The sequence below is a fragment of the Niallia nealsonii genome, assembly GCF_002835805.1.
Lineage (GTDB): Bacteria > Bacillota > Bacilli > Bacillales > Cytobacillaceae > Niallia > Niallia nealsonii.
Genome location: NZ_PISE01000069.1, coordinates 1 through 15,754, shown reverse-complemented (window position 1 = coordinate 15,754; position 15,754 = coordinate 1). Strand labels below are relative to the sequence as shown.

Here is a 15,754-nt window from a genome sequence, read left to right as displayed (position 1 = left end):
AAAAGATCTGAGTCCAATACAATACCGGACTCAGATCTTGGAAGCCGCTTGAATTATTTGTCTAACTTTTTTGGGTCAGATCATCTTTGGCATACAGCTTTATGGTTTGTTTGCTATCGACCTACAGCAGCACCATCACTTCTTGGGTCTACTCCACCATATAAATATCCTTGTTCATCTATTAAAATAGCATTCGCATGTCCAACAATTCCATCATATGCTTCAACACGATTAACCAGATGTCCAGACTTCTGCAATTGTTCCAACACATCTTGTGAAACTCTGCTTTCTATTTTCAATTCTTGGGTTTTCTCTCCCCATGTTCTTCCCCATACAAATCTTGGTTCATTAATAGCTGTCTGAGGATCCATTCCATAATCTAATATCCTTGTGATCATAAGTGTTTGTGTTTGTGGCTGCCCTTCCCCTCCTTGAGTGCCATACAACACATATGGTTTATCATCTTTAAAAGCCATCGCTGGCATCAATGTATGAAATGTCCGCTTTTTCGGCTCTAATGTATTTACATGTGCTGGGTCAAGGCTAAAAAAAGAACCTCTATTTTGCATGGTGATTCCTGTAGTTCCTGCAACCACCCCAGAACCAAATTCAAAGTATAAACTCTGAATAAAGGAAACGGCATTTCCATCCTTATCTACAACAGCGGCATGTGCCGTGTCGCTTCCAACCGGCCTGCTTGTTATATCCCCAGCAGCAGCAAATGAAATCAATGAGGCCATTTCTTTTGCATAAGATTTGCTTAATAGTTTTGCTAGTGGGATATCTTGAAAGCCAGGGTCTGTTAAATAATCATTTCGATCTTGGAAACTTCTTTTAATTGCTTCAACCAACAGATGATAATATTCATAAGAACCATATTGTATTTCCGATAAATCAAAGTTTTCTAATATATTCAAAATCATTAATCCCACAAACCCTTGGGAATTTGGTGGAACTTGATACATCGTGTAGTCACGGTAGGTGCCAGTTAATGGCTCACTCCATTCTCCACTATGCTCTGCAAAATCAGCAAGGGTCAATAATCCGCCTTTATCTTGCAAACTTGCTACAATCCGCTCTGCAAGCTCTCCGCAATAGAAGTCATCTCTTCCTTTTTCTCCCAATTGCTTTAATGTATTGGAAATATCTGTTTGCACAAACCTAGTGAATCTATCTGGCACTTTTCCATCTGGTAAAAATATCGCTGCCGTTTCGTGATTTTCTTTTAGCATCTCTGCATTTTTCACTGTATTTTCCCATTGGTCATTAGAAAGGGGAAAACCATTTTCTGCATATTCAATGGCAGGCTCGAGCACTTCAGCAAGCTCCATTGTTCCATATTCTTTTAGCAGGGCATCCCAGCTGTCCACCATACCAGGAACAGTTATTACACTTTCAATTCCTCGAAAAGGGATAGAATCTTTCCCCTTATATTTATCTCTTGTTGCATTTTTTCCGGATCTTCCGCTGCCATTATAGGCACGAACCTTCTTTTCAGCTGATTGAAAAGTCAGCCAAAAAGAATCTCCCCCAAGTCCAGTCATATGTGGATATACAACAGCTAAACAAGCACTGACTGCAACAGCAGCATCAAAGGCATTTCCACCTTTTTCCAAAATATGTTCTCCCGCTTGTGAAGCTAAATAATGAGGACTTACCACCATAGATTTTGTACCAACAATTACTTTCTTCAAGCTAATTTTCCCTCTTTTCTTACTGTGCTAATAGGTTTAACTGATTGACCCTTTGCATGATTATCACTTGTAAACATAAATAATACGGCACCGATAATTAATAATCCTCCTGCTAAATAAAAACCAAATTCAAGACTTCCTGTTTTATCCGCGAAATATCCAGTAATATATGGAGCAAAAATGGAAGAAAGCATGCCGCTAAAGTTAAAAAATCCATATACTCTAGAATACATAGATGGCGGTGTAATATCAGCCATATAAGAAATCAACACAGGATCAAGCGCTAGTTTTCCAAGCAAACCATATAAACATAATCCAACAATCAAATAATTGTAGTTATCTGTATAAGGGATAGCAAATTGACAAATAGCTCCAGCAAAAGCCAAACTAATAATAAGCGGTTTTTTGCTTTTGATGCGATCTGATAAAAATCCGAAAAGAATTGCTCCAGGAATGGATGCCCATGGTACTAATGAAGAAATGATTCCTGTTTGAGATGCTTCAATATCCCTTGCTGTTTGCAAATAATATGGCAGCCATGTCAACATTCCAAAGAATCCATATAAAGAACAGAAGATAAGAATATAAACGAAAATATGATTTTTTGTAAATAAAGTCTTCATCGGTACTTTTTCTTGCGTTTGATTAGCTTGTTTTTTCTGTTTATGCGAATCGTCACGAACAAAAATAGCAATTAAGATTGCAACAAGAATTGTTGGAATGGCAAACACGTAGAATGGGAACTGCCAACCTTTATTTAAAGTATAAGTAAAATAGCTTGACGACATAAATCCTAACGAGATACCAAATGCCATCCCACTATTAATAATAGCTGAAACAAGTCCTCGATATTTTTTTGGTGTGATAGTAGAAGATATGCCATACTGTGAACCATAGTATGTTCCTTCTCCTAATCCAGTTAATGCTCTCATCATTAAGAATATGCCAAAAGTAGTAGATGCCCCACTTAAATAGGTACCAATACCAAAAACAATAAAACCAACAACAAGTACTTTTACTCGTCCAAATTTATCCGCTAAAAAACCTGTTGGGATTTGCATAAATGCATATGCTGCAAAAAATACAGTTGCCATAAGACCTAACTTTGTTTGATCAAGATTCCATTCTTCTCCGATGCTTCCCATAACTGGAGATAAAATATTACGGTCAGCATACATAAATACCCAACCTAAAAAGAATAAAAAGATTACAAGTGCAGGATGTGTTTTTTTCATGTTCTAGTCTCCCTTTATCTGAAAGTTGAGATAATAGTAACATGATAATTCAATAAATAATCGTTTTATGTCAGAATATCTGACATACTATTTTTCCATTCGTAAACTATATTAATATAACCATTACGATTCGCAAAAAAATATTGTAATAAACAAACAAAACGTTTAATTGATAACCCTTTCTTATCATTACTACTTACACATCGTTATCTTTTCTAACAAAATCCCCTAAATATACCACAACGAAAAAAAAAACCTTAATTAGATAACAGATAGTTTATTATCTAATTAAGGTTTTTACTAATTATTTTTTATCAATCTCTAATACGGTTTCCAGCATCACATTAACTCCTTTTTCACAATCCTCCCATGTAGTTAGTTCTTCTTCACAATGACTTTTCCCATTCAGACTTGGAACAAAAAGCATCGCTGTTGGACAGATACTTGCCACAAATTGGGCATCATGGCCCGCACCACTCGCCATTTTTTTATAAGAATACCCAAGGGACGCAATAGATTTTTCCAAACTTTCAAGAAGTTCTTCATCAAACCAGACAGTCTTTCGATCCCATTGCTTTTTCATTTCCATTATACATCCCTCTAAAGAAGTAGAATGTTCTATTCCTAAAATAATTTCTTCTACCTGCTTCATAATGGCAGGCTCCTTATGCCTCGCTTCTATAGTAAATATGACCTTATTTGGAATAACAGTATGGATATTTGGAAATAGGTTCATTCTTCCCATTGTATATACTAAGTCCTCGTCCAAATTGCTAAGTTTACTTCGAAATGCAGAGATAACATTATTAGCAGCAAAAAGAGCATCTTTGCGCACATTCATAGGAGTAGTTCCTGCATGGTCTGATTCTCCAGTTAAAGTAATTTCATAACAAACCATTCCAACAACACATTCTACTATTCCAATCGTTAATGATTCTCCCTCTAACACAGGCCCTTGCTCAATATGCAATTCCAAAACAGCAGCTGCTTCTGTTAATCGATTCTCTACCTCACCATCGTATCCACTCTTTTCCAGAGCTTCTTTAAATGTAATTCCATCTATATCTTTTTTCTCCATCATTATTTGTTTATCAAACTTTCCTGTGAGAACTCCCGATGCCATCATAGAAGGCTCAAATCTAGCACCCTCTTCATTCGTATAGTTTACAATCGTAAATGGATAGCGCAATTGCACATTATTCTCAACAAGTGTTCGGACAACTTCCAACCCCGCTGCTACACCTAAAACACCGTCAAATCTTCCGCCTTTTTTCACTGTATCTAAATGAGAGCCCATAACAATTGGCGATTTTTCTTCCTTTCCAGCTAACGTGGCATACATACAGCCCATATCATCTACTGTAATGGTCATGCCAATTTCTTCACAGCAGCTGCGAAAATATTCTCTTACCTTTATGTCTTGTTCTGATAAAGCAAGTCTTGTAACTCCATTATTTTTTGTTCGTCCGAAATCTGCGAATCTTTCTAATGATTCTTTTAATCTTTCTCCATTAATTAATAGTTTTTGCCCTTCCATTTCAACGATCTCCCTTCTATTTGCCAAAATGAATTTTATTACTTGGAACCTTATCCACAATACAATTTTTTCGCTGTTCTATTAACTTAACGGAGAAGTATTTTCTTGCATTTGCTGTTGTCAAATAAATAGTGGCACTATTATTCTGTTTATTGGAAAACTCCACAGTCGTTCCATTTAAATCTTCTATGATATTTTTCATGTAATAGCCTTTTTGCAAATAAAAGTCTATTTGATCACGCTCCTGCAAAAATTGCTGATAATCGGACATAACTTAACTCCTCCTTCCTATTATTAAACTCTATCTGTTACCGCATCTGTTGCTATTACTACCTCATCTTCAAGCAAACCATCAATTTCCCAATCTCGGCCAACCGTAATTCCTAAATACTTTTCGTCACTTGGATCACTTATCTCTGCCTGCTCATATTTTTTAAACCACCAATATTTTGCCAGTACATAATACAACGCTGCTCCGACAACAAAACCAACAATAGAGGAATAAGTTGAAAGCATATTGGCAATGACTCCACCAACAACCCACGCAATTAATCCTGCCAAATTAAAACCTTTCATATATTTAAATTGGCCATTTGTCTCATATAGATCTTTTACATGCACACGTCTTTTGCGTATTAAGTAATAATCAGCAAACAAAATTCCAACAATCGAGCTTAAAATCCCACCAATAACAAGGAGAGCACTATTTAAAACATCAAATAAACTCCAAGGCTGCGCCAACACTCCAATAATTCCAGCTATGATAACCCCTACCCAAAAAGGCATTTTCGGCCCACCTACATTAGAGAATATCGTTGCTGCAGGGATAATATTGGCAGAAGTATTAGTAGACCATTGAGCAAGTACAATCATTAACATTAATACACCAAGAACAATGCCACTTGCCGTTTCTTGCAATGCTGCAACGGGATCAGCATTTGCTACGGCCATGTAGGAAACTGCCCCAATAACAATCATAAATGTATTAACAATCGGCATCACAACAATACTGCCTAATAATTGCGTTTTATTTCGCTTAAACCAGTTTCTTTCAAGCTTAGGAGCTTTAAAAAATCGAGACAAAGAAGGCATATCAGCCGCAAGTGTTGCCCAAAAACCCATATTGCTCATTACTACTACCATAAAGGCGGTAAAAGCAGCTCCACCTGCAACAGGACTTTCCACCCATGACCAAATATTTTTCCCTTGGTCTACTGCATCAGAAGATAAAGAAATATACATCCAGCAAGAAATAAGAATAATAACAGGTGCTGCAAGATCAGCGAAACGTTCAATTGATTTAATGCCAAGAGAAGTATTAATTAGCTGCAATGCCGCAAACACTAAAAAACAAACAAGCCAGTTATCAAATCCAAATAACATATTCATAATCGCATTAATAGCAGTAGCGCCAAAATAAGTATTGATGCCAAACCAGCAAGAAGCCGTAATTCCTCGGACAATCGAGGGAATATGTGTCCCAATTGTGCCAAATGGCGCCCTCATATAAACGGGAAATGAAAGTCCATGCTCTACGCCGATATCACCAATAATTGTCATAAATATTCCAATTGCAACAGAACCTATCAATGTTGCCAGTATGACCAATCCCAATGGCAAATGCTGTATGGCAGCACCTCCAATAGCAAATGCAGCTAAAACAATTGCCATTCCTACCCAAATAACCGCAAAACCAAATGATCCAATCGTTCGTTTACTGTGACCAATCGGCATTAAATCAGGTGATTTTAAATAATTGTTTTCTTTTTGCATGGAGATTACACCATCCTTTTATATTCTAAAAATTGAAAAAATTTAAGAGCTAATTTTCTCGCTATCATTGACTGAACAATAAGAATAGAATAACCTTTTTAGGCTAGTTGAAAAAAATTGCCTATAGAAAGTAATTTTTTTCAACTGCCGGATTGCACTGTTTACATCGTTAATGGCTTGTTTTTTTTCGCTACTTGTTTTTCCCCATATTTTGCTCGTTTTATAAATTGACCAGATCCAGCTTTTCCGACAAATTGTTTATCACGAATCACAAATTCCCCCCTTGATAGAACAGAAACTGGTTCACCTGTAATTTCCATGCCCTCAAATGGATTGTAATCGACGGCCATATGATGGGTTTCAGCAGAAATAACTCGCTCTGCTTCTGGATCAAAAATAACAATATCGGCATCTGTTCCAATCGCAATTGTTCCTTTTTTTGGATAGAGACCAAATAATTTCGCTGCTCTTGTGGAAACAATATCTACAAACTGATTAAGAGAAATTCTTCCTTTTTTGACCCCTTCTGAAAAAAGAATGCTTACCCTATCTTCAATAATAGGTCCCCCATTGGGAATTTTAGAGAAATCGCCTCTTCCTAGTTCTTTTTGTCCTTTAAAATCAAAGGAACATTGATCAGAACCAATTGTTTGCAGCTGGCCTGTTCTAAGCGCATTCCAAAGCGCTTCTTGGTTCCATTTCTCACGAAGGGGAGGGCTCCAAACATATTTTGCTCCTTCAAAATTTGGTTTCTCTAAAAAGGTTTGATCAAGCACTAAATATTGAGGGCAGGTTTCTCCCCATATATCGATGCCTTTGCCTCTTGCTTCTGCTATTTTCTTTGCGGCAACCTCACAAGACACATGAACCACATAAAGCTGGGAATCTGCCAAATCCGTTAATATCGCAGCTCTGCCCGTTGCTTCCCCTTCCACTTCAGCTGGCCTTGTTAAAGCATGATAAATAGGATCTGTATTTCCCTCCTTTAATGCTTTTTTTACTAAATAATCAATCACATCACCGTTTTCTGCATGCACCATTACAAGTGCTCCCAACTCTTTTCCTGCAACAAGTGTTTGAAAAAGTGTTTCATCATCTGCCTGAAATTGGTTCTTATAAGCCATAAATACTTTAAGGGAAGTAATCCCTTCCTCTTCAATCATTTTGGGCAGTTCATTTAATACCGCATCATTTGATTCAACTATTTGCAAATGGAATCCATAATCAATGACTGCTTTACTATCTGCCTTTTTATGCCAAGTATCTACTGCACTTTTTAATGTATTTCCTTTTGTTGTTAAACAAAAATCAATAACCGTTGTGGTTCCGCCAAAAGCAGCGGCAATCGTTCCTGTTTCAAAATTATCTTTTGTCATAGTGCCCCCAAATGGCATATCTAAATGGGTATGTGGATCAATTCCTCCAGGAAACAAAAGACAGCCTTTTGCGTCAATTACTTCTCCGTCAATATCCATTAGATTCTCGCCAATTTGTGTAATGACTCCGTCTTCTATGCAGATGTCTCCTTTGTATGTATCCGTAGCTGTTACAATGGTGCCGTTTTTAATAATTTTTTTCATTTTTCATCCATCCTTTCTTGCTCCCTACTATTTATTTAATACACTCGAAGCATGGAAGGCACCAAAGGCAGCTTGACGCTCATTCCAAGTCATCGACGGCAATCCATTGGCTACTTCTACCATATCTATCGCTCCATCTACAGGACAGACAATCGAACATAAATTACAGCCAACACAATCTTCTTCTCTTACTCTTAAATAGCTTTTTCCATTCCCATCTTTTAGCATATCAATGCACTGGTGAGACGTATCTTCACAGGCGATATGGCATTTATTGCAGTTAATGCAGACATCATTATTGATTTTTGCCACCACTTGATAATTCAGGTCTAAATCTCCCCAATCCGAATATCTTGCTACCGATTTTCCGATCAAGTCTGCCACTGAGGCAATTCCCTTTTCCTCTAAATAATGATCTAATCCTTCTATCATATCCTCCACTATCCGAAAGCCATGATGCATCGCCGCAGTACACACCTGTACACTTGTTGAACCCATCAGCATAAATTCCACTGCGTCCCTCCATGTAGAAATACCGCCAATTCCAGAAATCGGCACATTAATTCTTGGATTTCTGGCACATTCTCCTACCATATGAAGGGCAATTGGTTTAACGGCAGGCCCACAATATCCACCGTGCGCTCCCTTGCCGGCAACATGTGGAATTGTATCCCATGTATCAATATCCACACCAGCCAAGCTATTTATCGTATTAATCATGCTAATTGCATCTGCCCCGCCATTGGCTGCTGCCTCCGCAGTTGCTGTGATATCCGTAATATTTGGTGTTAATTTCACAATAACCGGCGTTTTTGCTGCTTCTTTTGCCCAATACGTCTGTTTTTCCACCAATTCTGGCACTTGCCCAGAAGCAGAACCCATTCCCCTTTCTGCCATGCCATGTGGACAACCAAAATTTAATTCCAATCCATCTACTCCGACTGCTTCCACTTTTTTAACGATTTCATGCCATTTTTCTTGCTTTGGCTCTACCATTAAAGAAGCGATAATAGCATGGTTCGGAAATCTTTTTTTCGTTTCATATATTTCCTTTAAATTCACATCCAAAGGCCGGTCTGTAATCAATTCAATATTATTGAAGCCAGCTACCCTTTGCCCGTTAAAGCTGACTGCTGCAAATCGGGAAGAAACATTTAAAATAGGATCTCCTAACGTTTTCCACACGGCTCCACCCCATCCTGCTTCAAATGCCCGCTGCACTTGATAGCCAGAGTTAGTTGGAGGTGCGGATGCTAACCAAAAAGGATTCGGTGATTGTATTCCTGCTAAATTTGTCCGTAAATCTGCCATAAATCAGCCTCCTAACATCTTTTTGTTATGCTGTTTCTACTCCTTTTGCAGCTAATATTTGATGAATGGCATAAGCACTTTCCTTGCCTTGCTGTGCTGCTGATACAACCATTGCATCCCCCTGTCCTTTTCCAAAAATAACATCCCCGCATGCAAATACTTTCGGGTTAGTTGTTTGATAAGAGCTTGGGTTGATCTTCACAATTCCTTCATCATGCTCTAGCTGAAATTCCTCTATTAAATTTACATATCGAGATTGGCCAATTGCTTTAATCACTACATCTATATCTAACGTGAACTCAGAACCTTCCATAGGAACTGGGCGTAATCTTCCATCCTCACCAGGATTACCAAGAGACATCTTGACACATTCCAACGCTTTTACTTGCCCTGATTCTCCAGTAATTTCCTTCGGCGCCGTAAGCCATCTAAATTCCACTCCATCCTGTTTGGCAAATTCGTATTCAAAGTCATATGCAGTCATTTCTTCCTCTGTCCGTCTATATAAAATCTTGACATTAGCAGCACCAAGACGAACAGAACAAGTTGCTGCATCAATGGCTGTATTTCCAGCGCCAATAACAGCTACTTTTTTGCCGACAAATTGATCTGTTATTGGATTTGTTTTTGTATCTTTTACAAACTCAATTGCATCATAAACACCTGCTAAATCTTCTCCTTTCAGCCCTAAATTAGGAACATGTGACATGCCAATCGCAAGCAATACAGAATCATAACTGGACATAATCTCATCGACAGAAATATCTTTCCCAACTCTTGTATTTGTTCGTATCTCCACATTCACACGTTTAACTTGTTCTACTTCCCAATAAGAAATTTCCTTCGGCAGTCTAAAGGAGACAATGCCGTACGTATTTAAGCCGCCTGCATTTTCTTCCGCTTCAAAAATGGTAACCTGATAGCCAAGTAGAGCGAGCTCTCTTGCCGCAGATAATCCCGCAGGTCCCCCACCGACTATTGCAACCGTTTTGCCAATTGGTTTGCCTGCTTTAAATAAGGTTTGATCATTTTTTATCGCCCAATCTGTTGCATATCTCTGCAGATTGCCAATCATAATTGGTTTTGTAGAATGATTTAACACACAGGCCCCCTCGCACAATTCCTCTGTGGGACAAACACGGGAACAGCTTGCACCTACAGGATTGGCCGCCATAATTTTTTTTGCTGAACCTTTTAAATTGCCTGATGAAATTTTTTTAATAAAGCTAGGAATATTAATGCCAGTTGGACATGCTGTAATACAGGGTGCATCATAGCAATAAAGACAGCGATTCGCTTCCTCTATTGCTTCCTGTTTTGTTAAACTAAGCTCAACTTCCTCAAAGTTTTTTATCAAATCCAAAAGTAAGCTGTTCGGTTGTTTCATAAAAAACCTCCTTATGCTTTTCGTTTTGCAAAACCATTTATTTATGGAAAAAAGACTCTACAGATTATGTAAAGCTTTTAATGCAACATATTTTGAATTTTTACATTTTGGAAAAATAGATGTCTGTATAAAGTACATTTCACAGTTTGATTGATGAAGAAAATCTACAATGTTGCTATAAGTGAACTTGTATATTTTCTAAGATGAAGGGGTGTAATGTTTATTTCATCGCGAAGATTTCATGTAAGTTTTTTTACATTTACGGTAAATCGGAAGAATTTATTCGAGAATACTGCTTATTATAAATGGATATTTCTTGATAGTAAACAATATTTTTGAATTTTTACATTATTTTGTAATATCTTCTAACAAACAGTCTACTTGCTAAAATATGGTTGTTTTTCGGATAGTTTCAATGAGTTAATCCATGGTTAAAACAAGTTGATTGGAGTGAAAGGTGCGAGACTCCTGTGGGATTAGCGGGACAGGTGAGACCCCACAGGCGATACGCCAAGGAGGCTCACCGCCCGCCCCACGGAAAGCGAGCATCCTGGAACGGAAATCAACCTACTCCTTTAAAAGCAAAAAAGTTTACGAAAACAGCCAACAAATAAAAAGGGGCAAACAAAAGTTCTCTATTTATCCCTATTCATCCTTACATTATATATTGATTTTCAGCCAATACCTTTTTTAACACTGATACAATCAACTCAAGATCCTCTTTCGTACAGGACAATGGTGGACTTAATGTTAAAATATTATTAAAACCATCCACTGTATCCCCATTTTTGCCGACAATTAAGCCTTCCTGCTTACAATTCTGAATAATTTTGCCGATAAAATCAGGAGAAACAGGTTTTTTAGTCTGTTTGCTCGCTACTAATTCCATGCCAATAATCATGCCAATTCCACGAATATCTCCTACATTTGGATGAGTTTTGGCTAACGGCTGTAAACTTTGCAGTAAAAATTCGCCACTCTCAGCAGATTTTGCAACCAAATTTTCTTTCTCCATAATTTCTAGGTTTTTCAAAGCAACCGCACAAGCTGAGGGATTGCCCCCAAATGTATTGATATGGCGGAAATGCAAGTTCTCTTCACTGCCTTTAAATTTTTCAAAAATCTCTTTTTTAACAGCTGTAACAGATAAAGGAAGATAGGCGCTTGTTAGCCCTTTTGCCATTGTCACAACGTCTGGTTTTATCTGAAAATGCTGGTGCCCAAATTTTTTGCCTGTTCGTCCAAATCCGCAAATCACTTCATCAATAATTAATAACACCCCATATTTCTGACATATCTCTTGAACCTTTTCCATATAAACTGGATGAGGAATAAGCACGCCTCCACCTGTAATAAGGGGCTCCATAATAATTCCTGCAATGGTTTCTTTTTGCTCCCAGATAATTTTCTGCTCCAATTCCTCTGCTCGCATTATATTAAATTCTTCCACTGTCATATTTTCCGGTCGACGATAAGAATCTGGCGGTGAAACATGAAGAAAACCGCTTGCAAGTGGTTCATATTTATATTTGCGCAGCGCCTGTCCGGTTGCCGACAATGCTCCCATCGAATTCCCATGATATGCACGGTGTCTTGAAATAAATTTATAGCGATTCGGTTCCCCATTTTGCTGATGGTATTGGCGGATTAATTTAAAGGCAACTTCATTTGCATCCGATCCACTGTTGGAATAAAAAATCATATAATCGCCTTCTAACCACTCATTTATCTTTTCAGCAAGTTCAATTGCTGGTACATGGCTTTGTGTCATTGGCATATAACATAATTCTTTCATTTGCTCATAAGCAGCTTTTGCTAGTTCCTCTCTTCCATAGCCGATATTGACACACCAAAGACCGCTCATTGCATCTAAATATTTATTGCCGTCATAATCTGTCAGCCAGGCCCCTTCCCCTTTCACCGCAATCATTGCTGGCTTTTCTTCCACATATGGGGAAATATGATGCCACACATTCTTTTGATCTTTTTCAACTAATGACATGGTTTTTATCTTTTCCATTTCTCATTCTCCCTTTCATAAGAAACCTGCATTTTGGATTGTATTCATTGACGTAAGGATTATGACTAAGATAGTATTTAATTTACAGATAATTATAAAAATTTTCATGTTACATTATGTAAAAAGCTATAGCCCACTTTTTAACATAAGGTGAAACTTCAATTAGTGGCGATGTTCCGCTGATTGCTCCTTGAGTGAAAAGATAGGCTATAAGCCACACAGATGTTGCCATAGGACATCTGTCTACTTTTATATCAGGCTTTTGCGGGATAATGGGAGGATCTGTCATGAAGGAGATTGAATTAACCGTTCAAGATGTGTTAAAGCGTCCACTATTTAACTGCGCAAAAATAATAGCAGGAAAAAACGGCGTCAATAGAAAGATTACATGGTCTCATATTCTAGAAGTAAAAGATATTGATATGTTTGTAAATGGCGGGGAGCTTATTTTAACAACAGGAATAAACCTTCAATTTGATGAACAACACCAACTCGACTATGTAAAAAAGCTGATTGACCTTAACACCGCTTGTCTTTGTATTGAAATGGAAACCTCTGTGAAAAGCTTATCTGAAGCTGTTCTTTCACTCGCAGAAAACCATGATTATCCAATTATTATATTTGAACAAACAGTGAAATTTGTGGAGATTACCCATGACCTTCATACCTTAATTATTAATCGCCATCATCAGATCATTACAGATTTAGACCGTCTTTCTACTAAATTTAATCAGCAATCTTTACAGCCAAATGGCATTTTAAAAATTTTGCAAGAACTTTATCATTATTTTCAGCAGCCTGCCTTTTTTTTCGGCCATGCTTCAGAAAAGTACTACTTTCCATCTGATCAGAAACTAGTAGAATGCTCCATCCGAAATTTTTTAGAAGAAAATGAGGAGAATATTTTCAATCAACGTTTCATTTGGATTAAGCACCAAACTTTTGTTGTCGTTCCAGTTTGTGTGTTTGACCAAATCTGGGGGTATCTTTTCCTTGAGGCTTTCGATCCTTCATCAAACGACTTTTATACCCTAGTATTAGATCGTGCAGCTATTGCGATTTCACAAATATTGCTGCGCTTCCGTACGATAGAGGAACGAAAACAAAACTTGGAAGATGATTTAGTTCGTGCTCTTCTTTTAGAGAGCACATTTGAATATGAACAATTTAGTTCTATTTTTCCTATTCAATATTTAAAGGCCCCGCTTCGGGTCATTTGCTTTGGATTAAGAGAAAATCCAATCGACTCTAACCATCCCCACTGGGAAGAGAAAAAAATTCAAATTTCGATGATGCTGCGATCTTTATTAAATAAAACTGGTTTTTATACACTTTTATCTGTACGGTCCCATGAAATAATAGCTATTGTTTTTATGCCGCCTTCTGTCCAACTACATACAGAAAGAGATAAGTGGAATCAGGTTTTAGATACTCTCTTAAATATAAATCCAGGTTACTTTCCTACTGCTTTTTTAGGGATTAGTTCCCTTTGTTTTCAAATCTCTTCCATCAGCAAAGGTTACGAAGAAGCAAGATATGTTTTATCTTTAAAAAATAGAAATATATCACATACCCATTTTTTTGATGAAATGGGGATATATCGTCTGCTCCTCCCCCTTTGTAAAACAGATGCTTTAAAAGACTATATAGCCTATTATCTAGGAAAAGTTCTTGAGTATGATAAGCAAAATGACAGTGAGCTTCTTAAAACACTTGCTATTTATTTAGAATGCAATGCTTCCAAAAAAGAAGCTGCCGAGCGATTATTTATTGTTAGACAAACACTTTATCATCGGATTGAAAAACTAAAGTTATTGCTGGGGGCTAACTTTTTGAAACCTGTTAATAGACTTGCATTGGAAGTAGCCATACATGGCTATTATTTAGAGCATAATCAAGAAACTATAGAGATAAGCGAGAAATTATAATAGCTTACCTCTATTGAATGTTTTAAAGACTAGTTAATCCTTATTCTTTATCTTTCAGTTGATACACTTTGCCTTTTGTTATTCCAAAACTAGGAAGATGAAGTGATTTTAAAATTCGTGTGGCAAGTGGATAGGAAGAGATTTGGATAAATCCCCTTAATTTACTGCTTGTAATAGAGGAGTTAATTAAAAGATAATATTCTTGTAAACTCTGTAAATGAGCATCCTTATGTTTGGAATGACACTGTTTGCAGTACCAATTGCTATGAATTCTTAATAACGGCAATTTACTGCAACTAGGACATCTAACTCCTTTCAGCAGTTCTGCTTCATTAATCTGAAATTTTTCGAGAACAGAGGAATAGTGGGGAGTGTGCTGTTTTCGTATGAGTTTGGTTAGTCTTTTTAATTCCTTTTCTTGAAGAAAAATAGTTTGACTTAATTTTTCTAGTTGCTTTAATTTAGCGGGAATAAATTCGCGGTGAATAACCTTTTCTCCGACATGTGTATTGTCTTGATCTGTGCTGATTTTTGTTTGGGTATTTGCAATAACAACTGCGGAGAAGATAGGGAACGTATTAAAACCATTATTTAAGAGCCATTTTTCTAATTGGTTTTCCTGCCTCTGCAACTGCAGCAAAGGATCAGCAAAAACTTTTATTTCATCTTCTTTCTTTTGAATAAGCTGATGGAAGATTGAATCAAAATACAATTCACCTCTGAAATTTTTCACTTCTAATATTAATGCAAATTTTTTTGATAAAATTAGAGTGTCCATTTGGAAATGGTTCGGAGGATCGGCTAAGCGTAAATCATGCAAAATATAATATTTTTTTTCATCTAGCAAACTTAAATAATAATCGATAGAGCATTCTCCTTTATAACCTGCAGAGTACCTCTTAATATAGTCATTAATGGAAGGCAGTTTTGGGTGATTAGAAGGAAGTCTTTTTTTTAGGGCCAATAATTGACGCAGAATAAGAGGTTCTTTGCGTTCTTTTATAATCATATAGTCGCTCCTTTCCTATATTTGCAGTAACCTTTTTCGGCAACATGCCAGAATAATCCTGCTTATTGGCTAAAACTTTGCAAAAGGGTACATATGTATAAATTCTCTAGGTGATTTTTTATGAATCTTAGTTGACATCCCTTTTGTGACTCCTCTTTTTATCAATTCCAGCTCCTTTTTTATCGATTTCGCCTTTCTTTTTATCGATTCAGTTCTGCTCTTCTTTTACGCGCCCTCTTTTTATCAATTCCAGCTCCTTTTTTATCGATTTCGCCTTTCT

General features: G+C 37.1%; 11 protein-coding genes. 1 reads left to right on the top strand and 10 read right to left on the bottom strand.

Annotated elements, in window-relative coordinates:
• Nucleotides 1-113 precede the first annotated feature (113 nt).
• From ggt to CWS01_RS21500, 9 genes are all read right to left on the bottom strand, one after another.
• The gene (gene ggt / locus CWS01_RS21545; RefSeq protein ID WP_101179556.1) at nt 114-1,694 is read right to left on the bottom strand and encodes a gamma-glutamyltransferase; all 1,581 of its coding nucleotides are present in this window, start codon (nt 1,692-1,694) and stop codon (nt 114-116) included.
• Nucleotides 1,691-2,929, bottom strand: coding sequence for an MFS transporter (locus CWS01_RS21540; protein WP_101179555.1), 1,239 nt, complete (start codon nt 2,927-2,929; stop codon nt 1,691-1,693). Before CWS01_RS21540 ends, ggt begins: the two co-directional genes overlap by 4 nt.
• A 304-nt stretch (nt 2,930-3,233) precedes the next feature.
• The gene (locus CWS01_RS21535) at nt 3,234-4,466 is read right to left on the bottom strand and encodes a Zn-dependent hydrolase (RefSeq protein WP_101179553.1); all 1,233 of its coding nucleotides are present in this window, start codon (nt 4,464-4,466) and stop codon (nt 3,234-3,236) included.
• Nucleotides 4,467-4,482: 16 nt separating this feature from the next.
• Nucleotides 4,483-4,737 carry a hypothetical protein gene (locus tag CWS01_RS21530; RefSeq protein ID WP_101179551.1) on the bottom strand — a complete coding sequence of 85 codons (255 nt, stop codon included), beginning with the start codon at nt 4,735-4,737 and terminating at the stop codon, nt 4,483-4,485.
• A gap of 23 nt (nt 4,738-4,760) precedes the next feature.
• Nucleotides 4,761-6,239: an NCS1 family transporter gene (locus tag CWS01_RS21525; RefSeq protein ID WP_101179549.1), complete on the bottom strand. Its 1,479-nt coding sequence runs from the start codon at nt 6,237-6,239 to the stop codon at nt 4,761-4,763.
• A gap of 161 nt (nt 6,240-6,400) precedes the next feature.
• Complete coding sequence (gene hydA / locus CWS01_RS21520; RefSeq protein WP_101179547.1) at nt 6,401-7,819, bottom strand: dihydropyrimidinase; 1,419 nt, start codon at nt 7,817-7,819, stop codon at nt 6,401-6,403.
• A gap of 27 nt (nt 7,820-7,846) precedes the next feature.
• A complete protein-coding gene (gene preA, locus CWS01_RS21515) occupies nt 7,847-9,130 on the bottom strand; it encodes an NAD-dependent dihydropyrimidine dehydrogenase subunit PreA (protein WP_101179545.1) in 1,284 nt (427 codons plus the stop codon).
• A 25-nt stretch (nt 9,131-9,155) separates the two neighbouring features.
• Complete coding sequence (locus tag CWS01_RS21510; RefSeq protein ID WP_101179543.1) at nt 9,156-10,517, bottom strand: NAD(P)-dependent oxidoreductase; 1,362 nt, start codon at nt 10,515-10,517, stop codon at nt 9,156-9,158.
• Nucleotides 10,518-11,172: 655 nt separating this feature from the next.
• Nucleotides 11,173-12,537, bottom strand: a complete 1,365-nt coding sequence (locus tag CWS01_RS21500; RefSeq protein ID WP_101179539.1) for an aspartate aminotransferase family protein — start codon at nt 12,535-12,537, stop codon at nt 11,173-11,175.
• A gap of 287 nt (nt 12,538-12,824) precedes the next feature.
• On the opposite strand from CWS01_RS21500, the gene CWS01_RS21495 reads away from it, so the two are divergent.
• Complete coding sequence (locus tag CWS01_RS21495; RefSeq protein ID WP_168714442.1) at nt 12,825-14,465, top strand: PucR family transcriptional regulator; 1,641 nt, start codon at nt 12,825-12,827, stop codon at nt 14,463-14,465.
• A gap of 40 nt (nt 14,466-14,505) precedes the next feature.
• On the opposite strand, the gene CWS01_RS21490 is transcribed toward CWS01_RS21495, so the two are convergent.
• Entirely contained in the window at nt 14,506-15,474 is a 969-nt protein-coding gene (locus tag CWS01_RS21490) for a nuclease-related domain-containing protein (protein WP_101179535.1), read from the bottom strand.
• Nucleotides 15,475-15,754: the final 280 nt, after the last annotated feature.

Excerpts from the sequence above, each read along its gene's own strand:
- CWS01_RS21540 (WP_101179555.1), bottom strand. The coding sequence starts at position 2,929 with ATGAAAAAAACACATCCTGCACTTGTAATCTTTTTATTCTTTTTAGGT.
- CWS01_RS21535 (WP_101179553.1), bottom strand. The coding sequence starts at position 4,466 with ATGGAAGGGCAAAAACTATTAATTAATGGAGAAAGATTAAAAGAATCA.
- CWS01_RS21530 (WP_101179551.1), bottom strand. The coding sequence starts at position 4,737 with ATGTCCGATTATCAGCAATTTTTGCAGGAGCGTGATCAAATAGACTTT.
- CWS01_RS21525 (WP_101179549.1), bottom strand. The coding sequence starts at position 6,239 with ATGCAAAAAGAAAACAATTATTTAAAATCACCTGATTTAATGCCGATT.
- hydA (WP_101179547.1), bottom strand. The coding sequence starts at position 7,819 with ATGAAAAAAATTATTAAAAACGGCACCATTGTAACAGCTACGGATACA.
- preA (WP_101179545.1), bottom strand. The coding sequence starts at position 9,130 with ATGGCAGATTTACGGACAAATTTAGCAGGAATACAATCACCGAATCCT.
- CWS01_RS21510 (WP_101179543.1), bottom strand. The coding sequence starts at position 10,517 with ATGAAACAACCGAACAGCTTACTTTTGGATTTGATAAAAAACTTTGAG.
- CWS01_RS21500 (WP_101179539.1), bottom strand. The coding sequence starts at position 12,537 with ATGGAAAAGATAAAAACCATGTCATTAGTTGAAAAAGATCAAAAGAAT.
- CWS01_RS21495 (WP_168714442.1), top strand. The coding sequence starts at position 12,825 with ATGAAGGAGATTGAATTAACCGTTCAAGATGTGTTAAAGCGTCCACTA.
- CWS01_RS21490 (WP_101179535.1), bottom strand. The coding sequence starts at position 15,474 with ATGATTATAAAAGAACGCAAAGAACCTCTTATTCTGCGTCAATTATTG.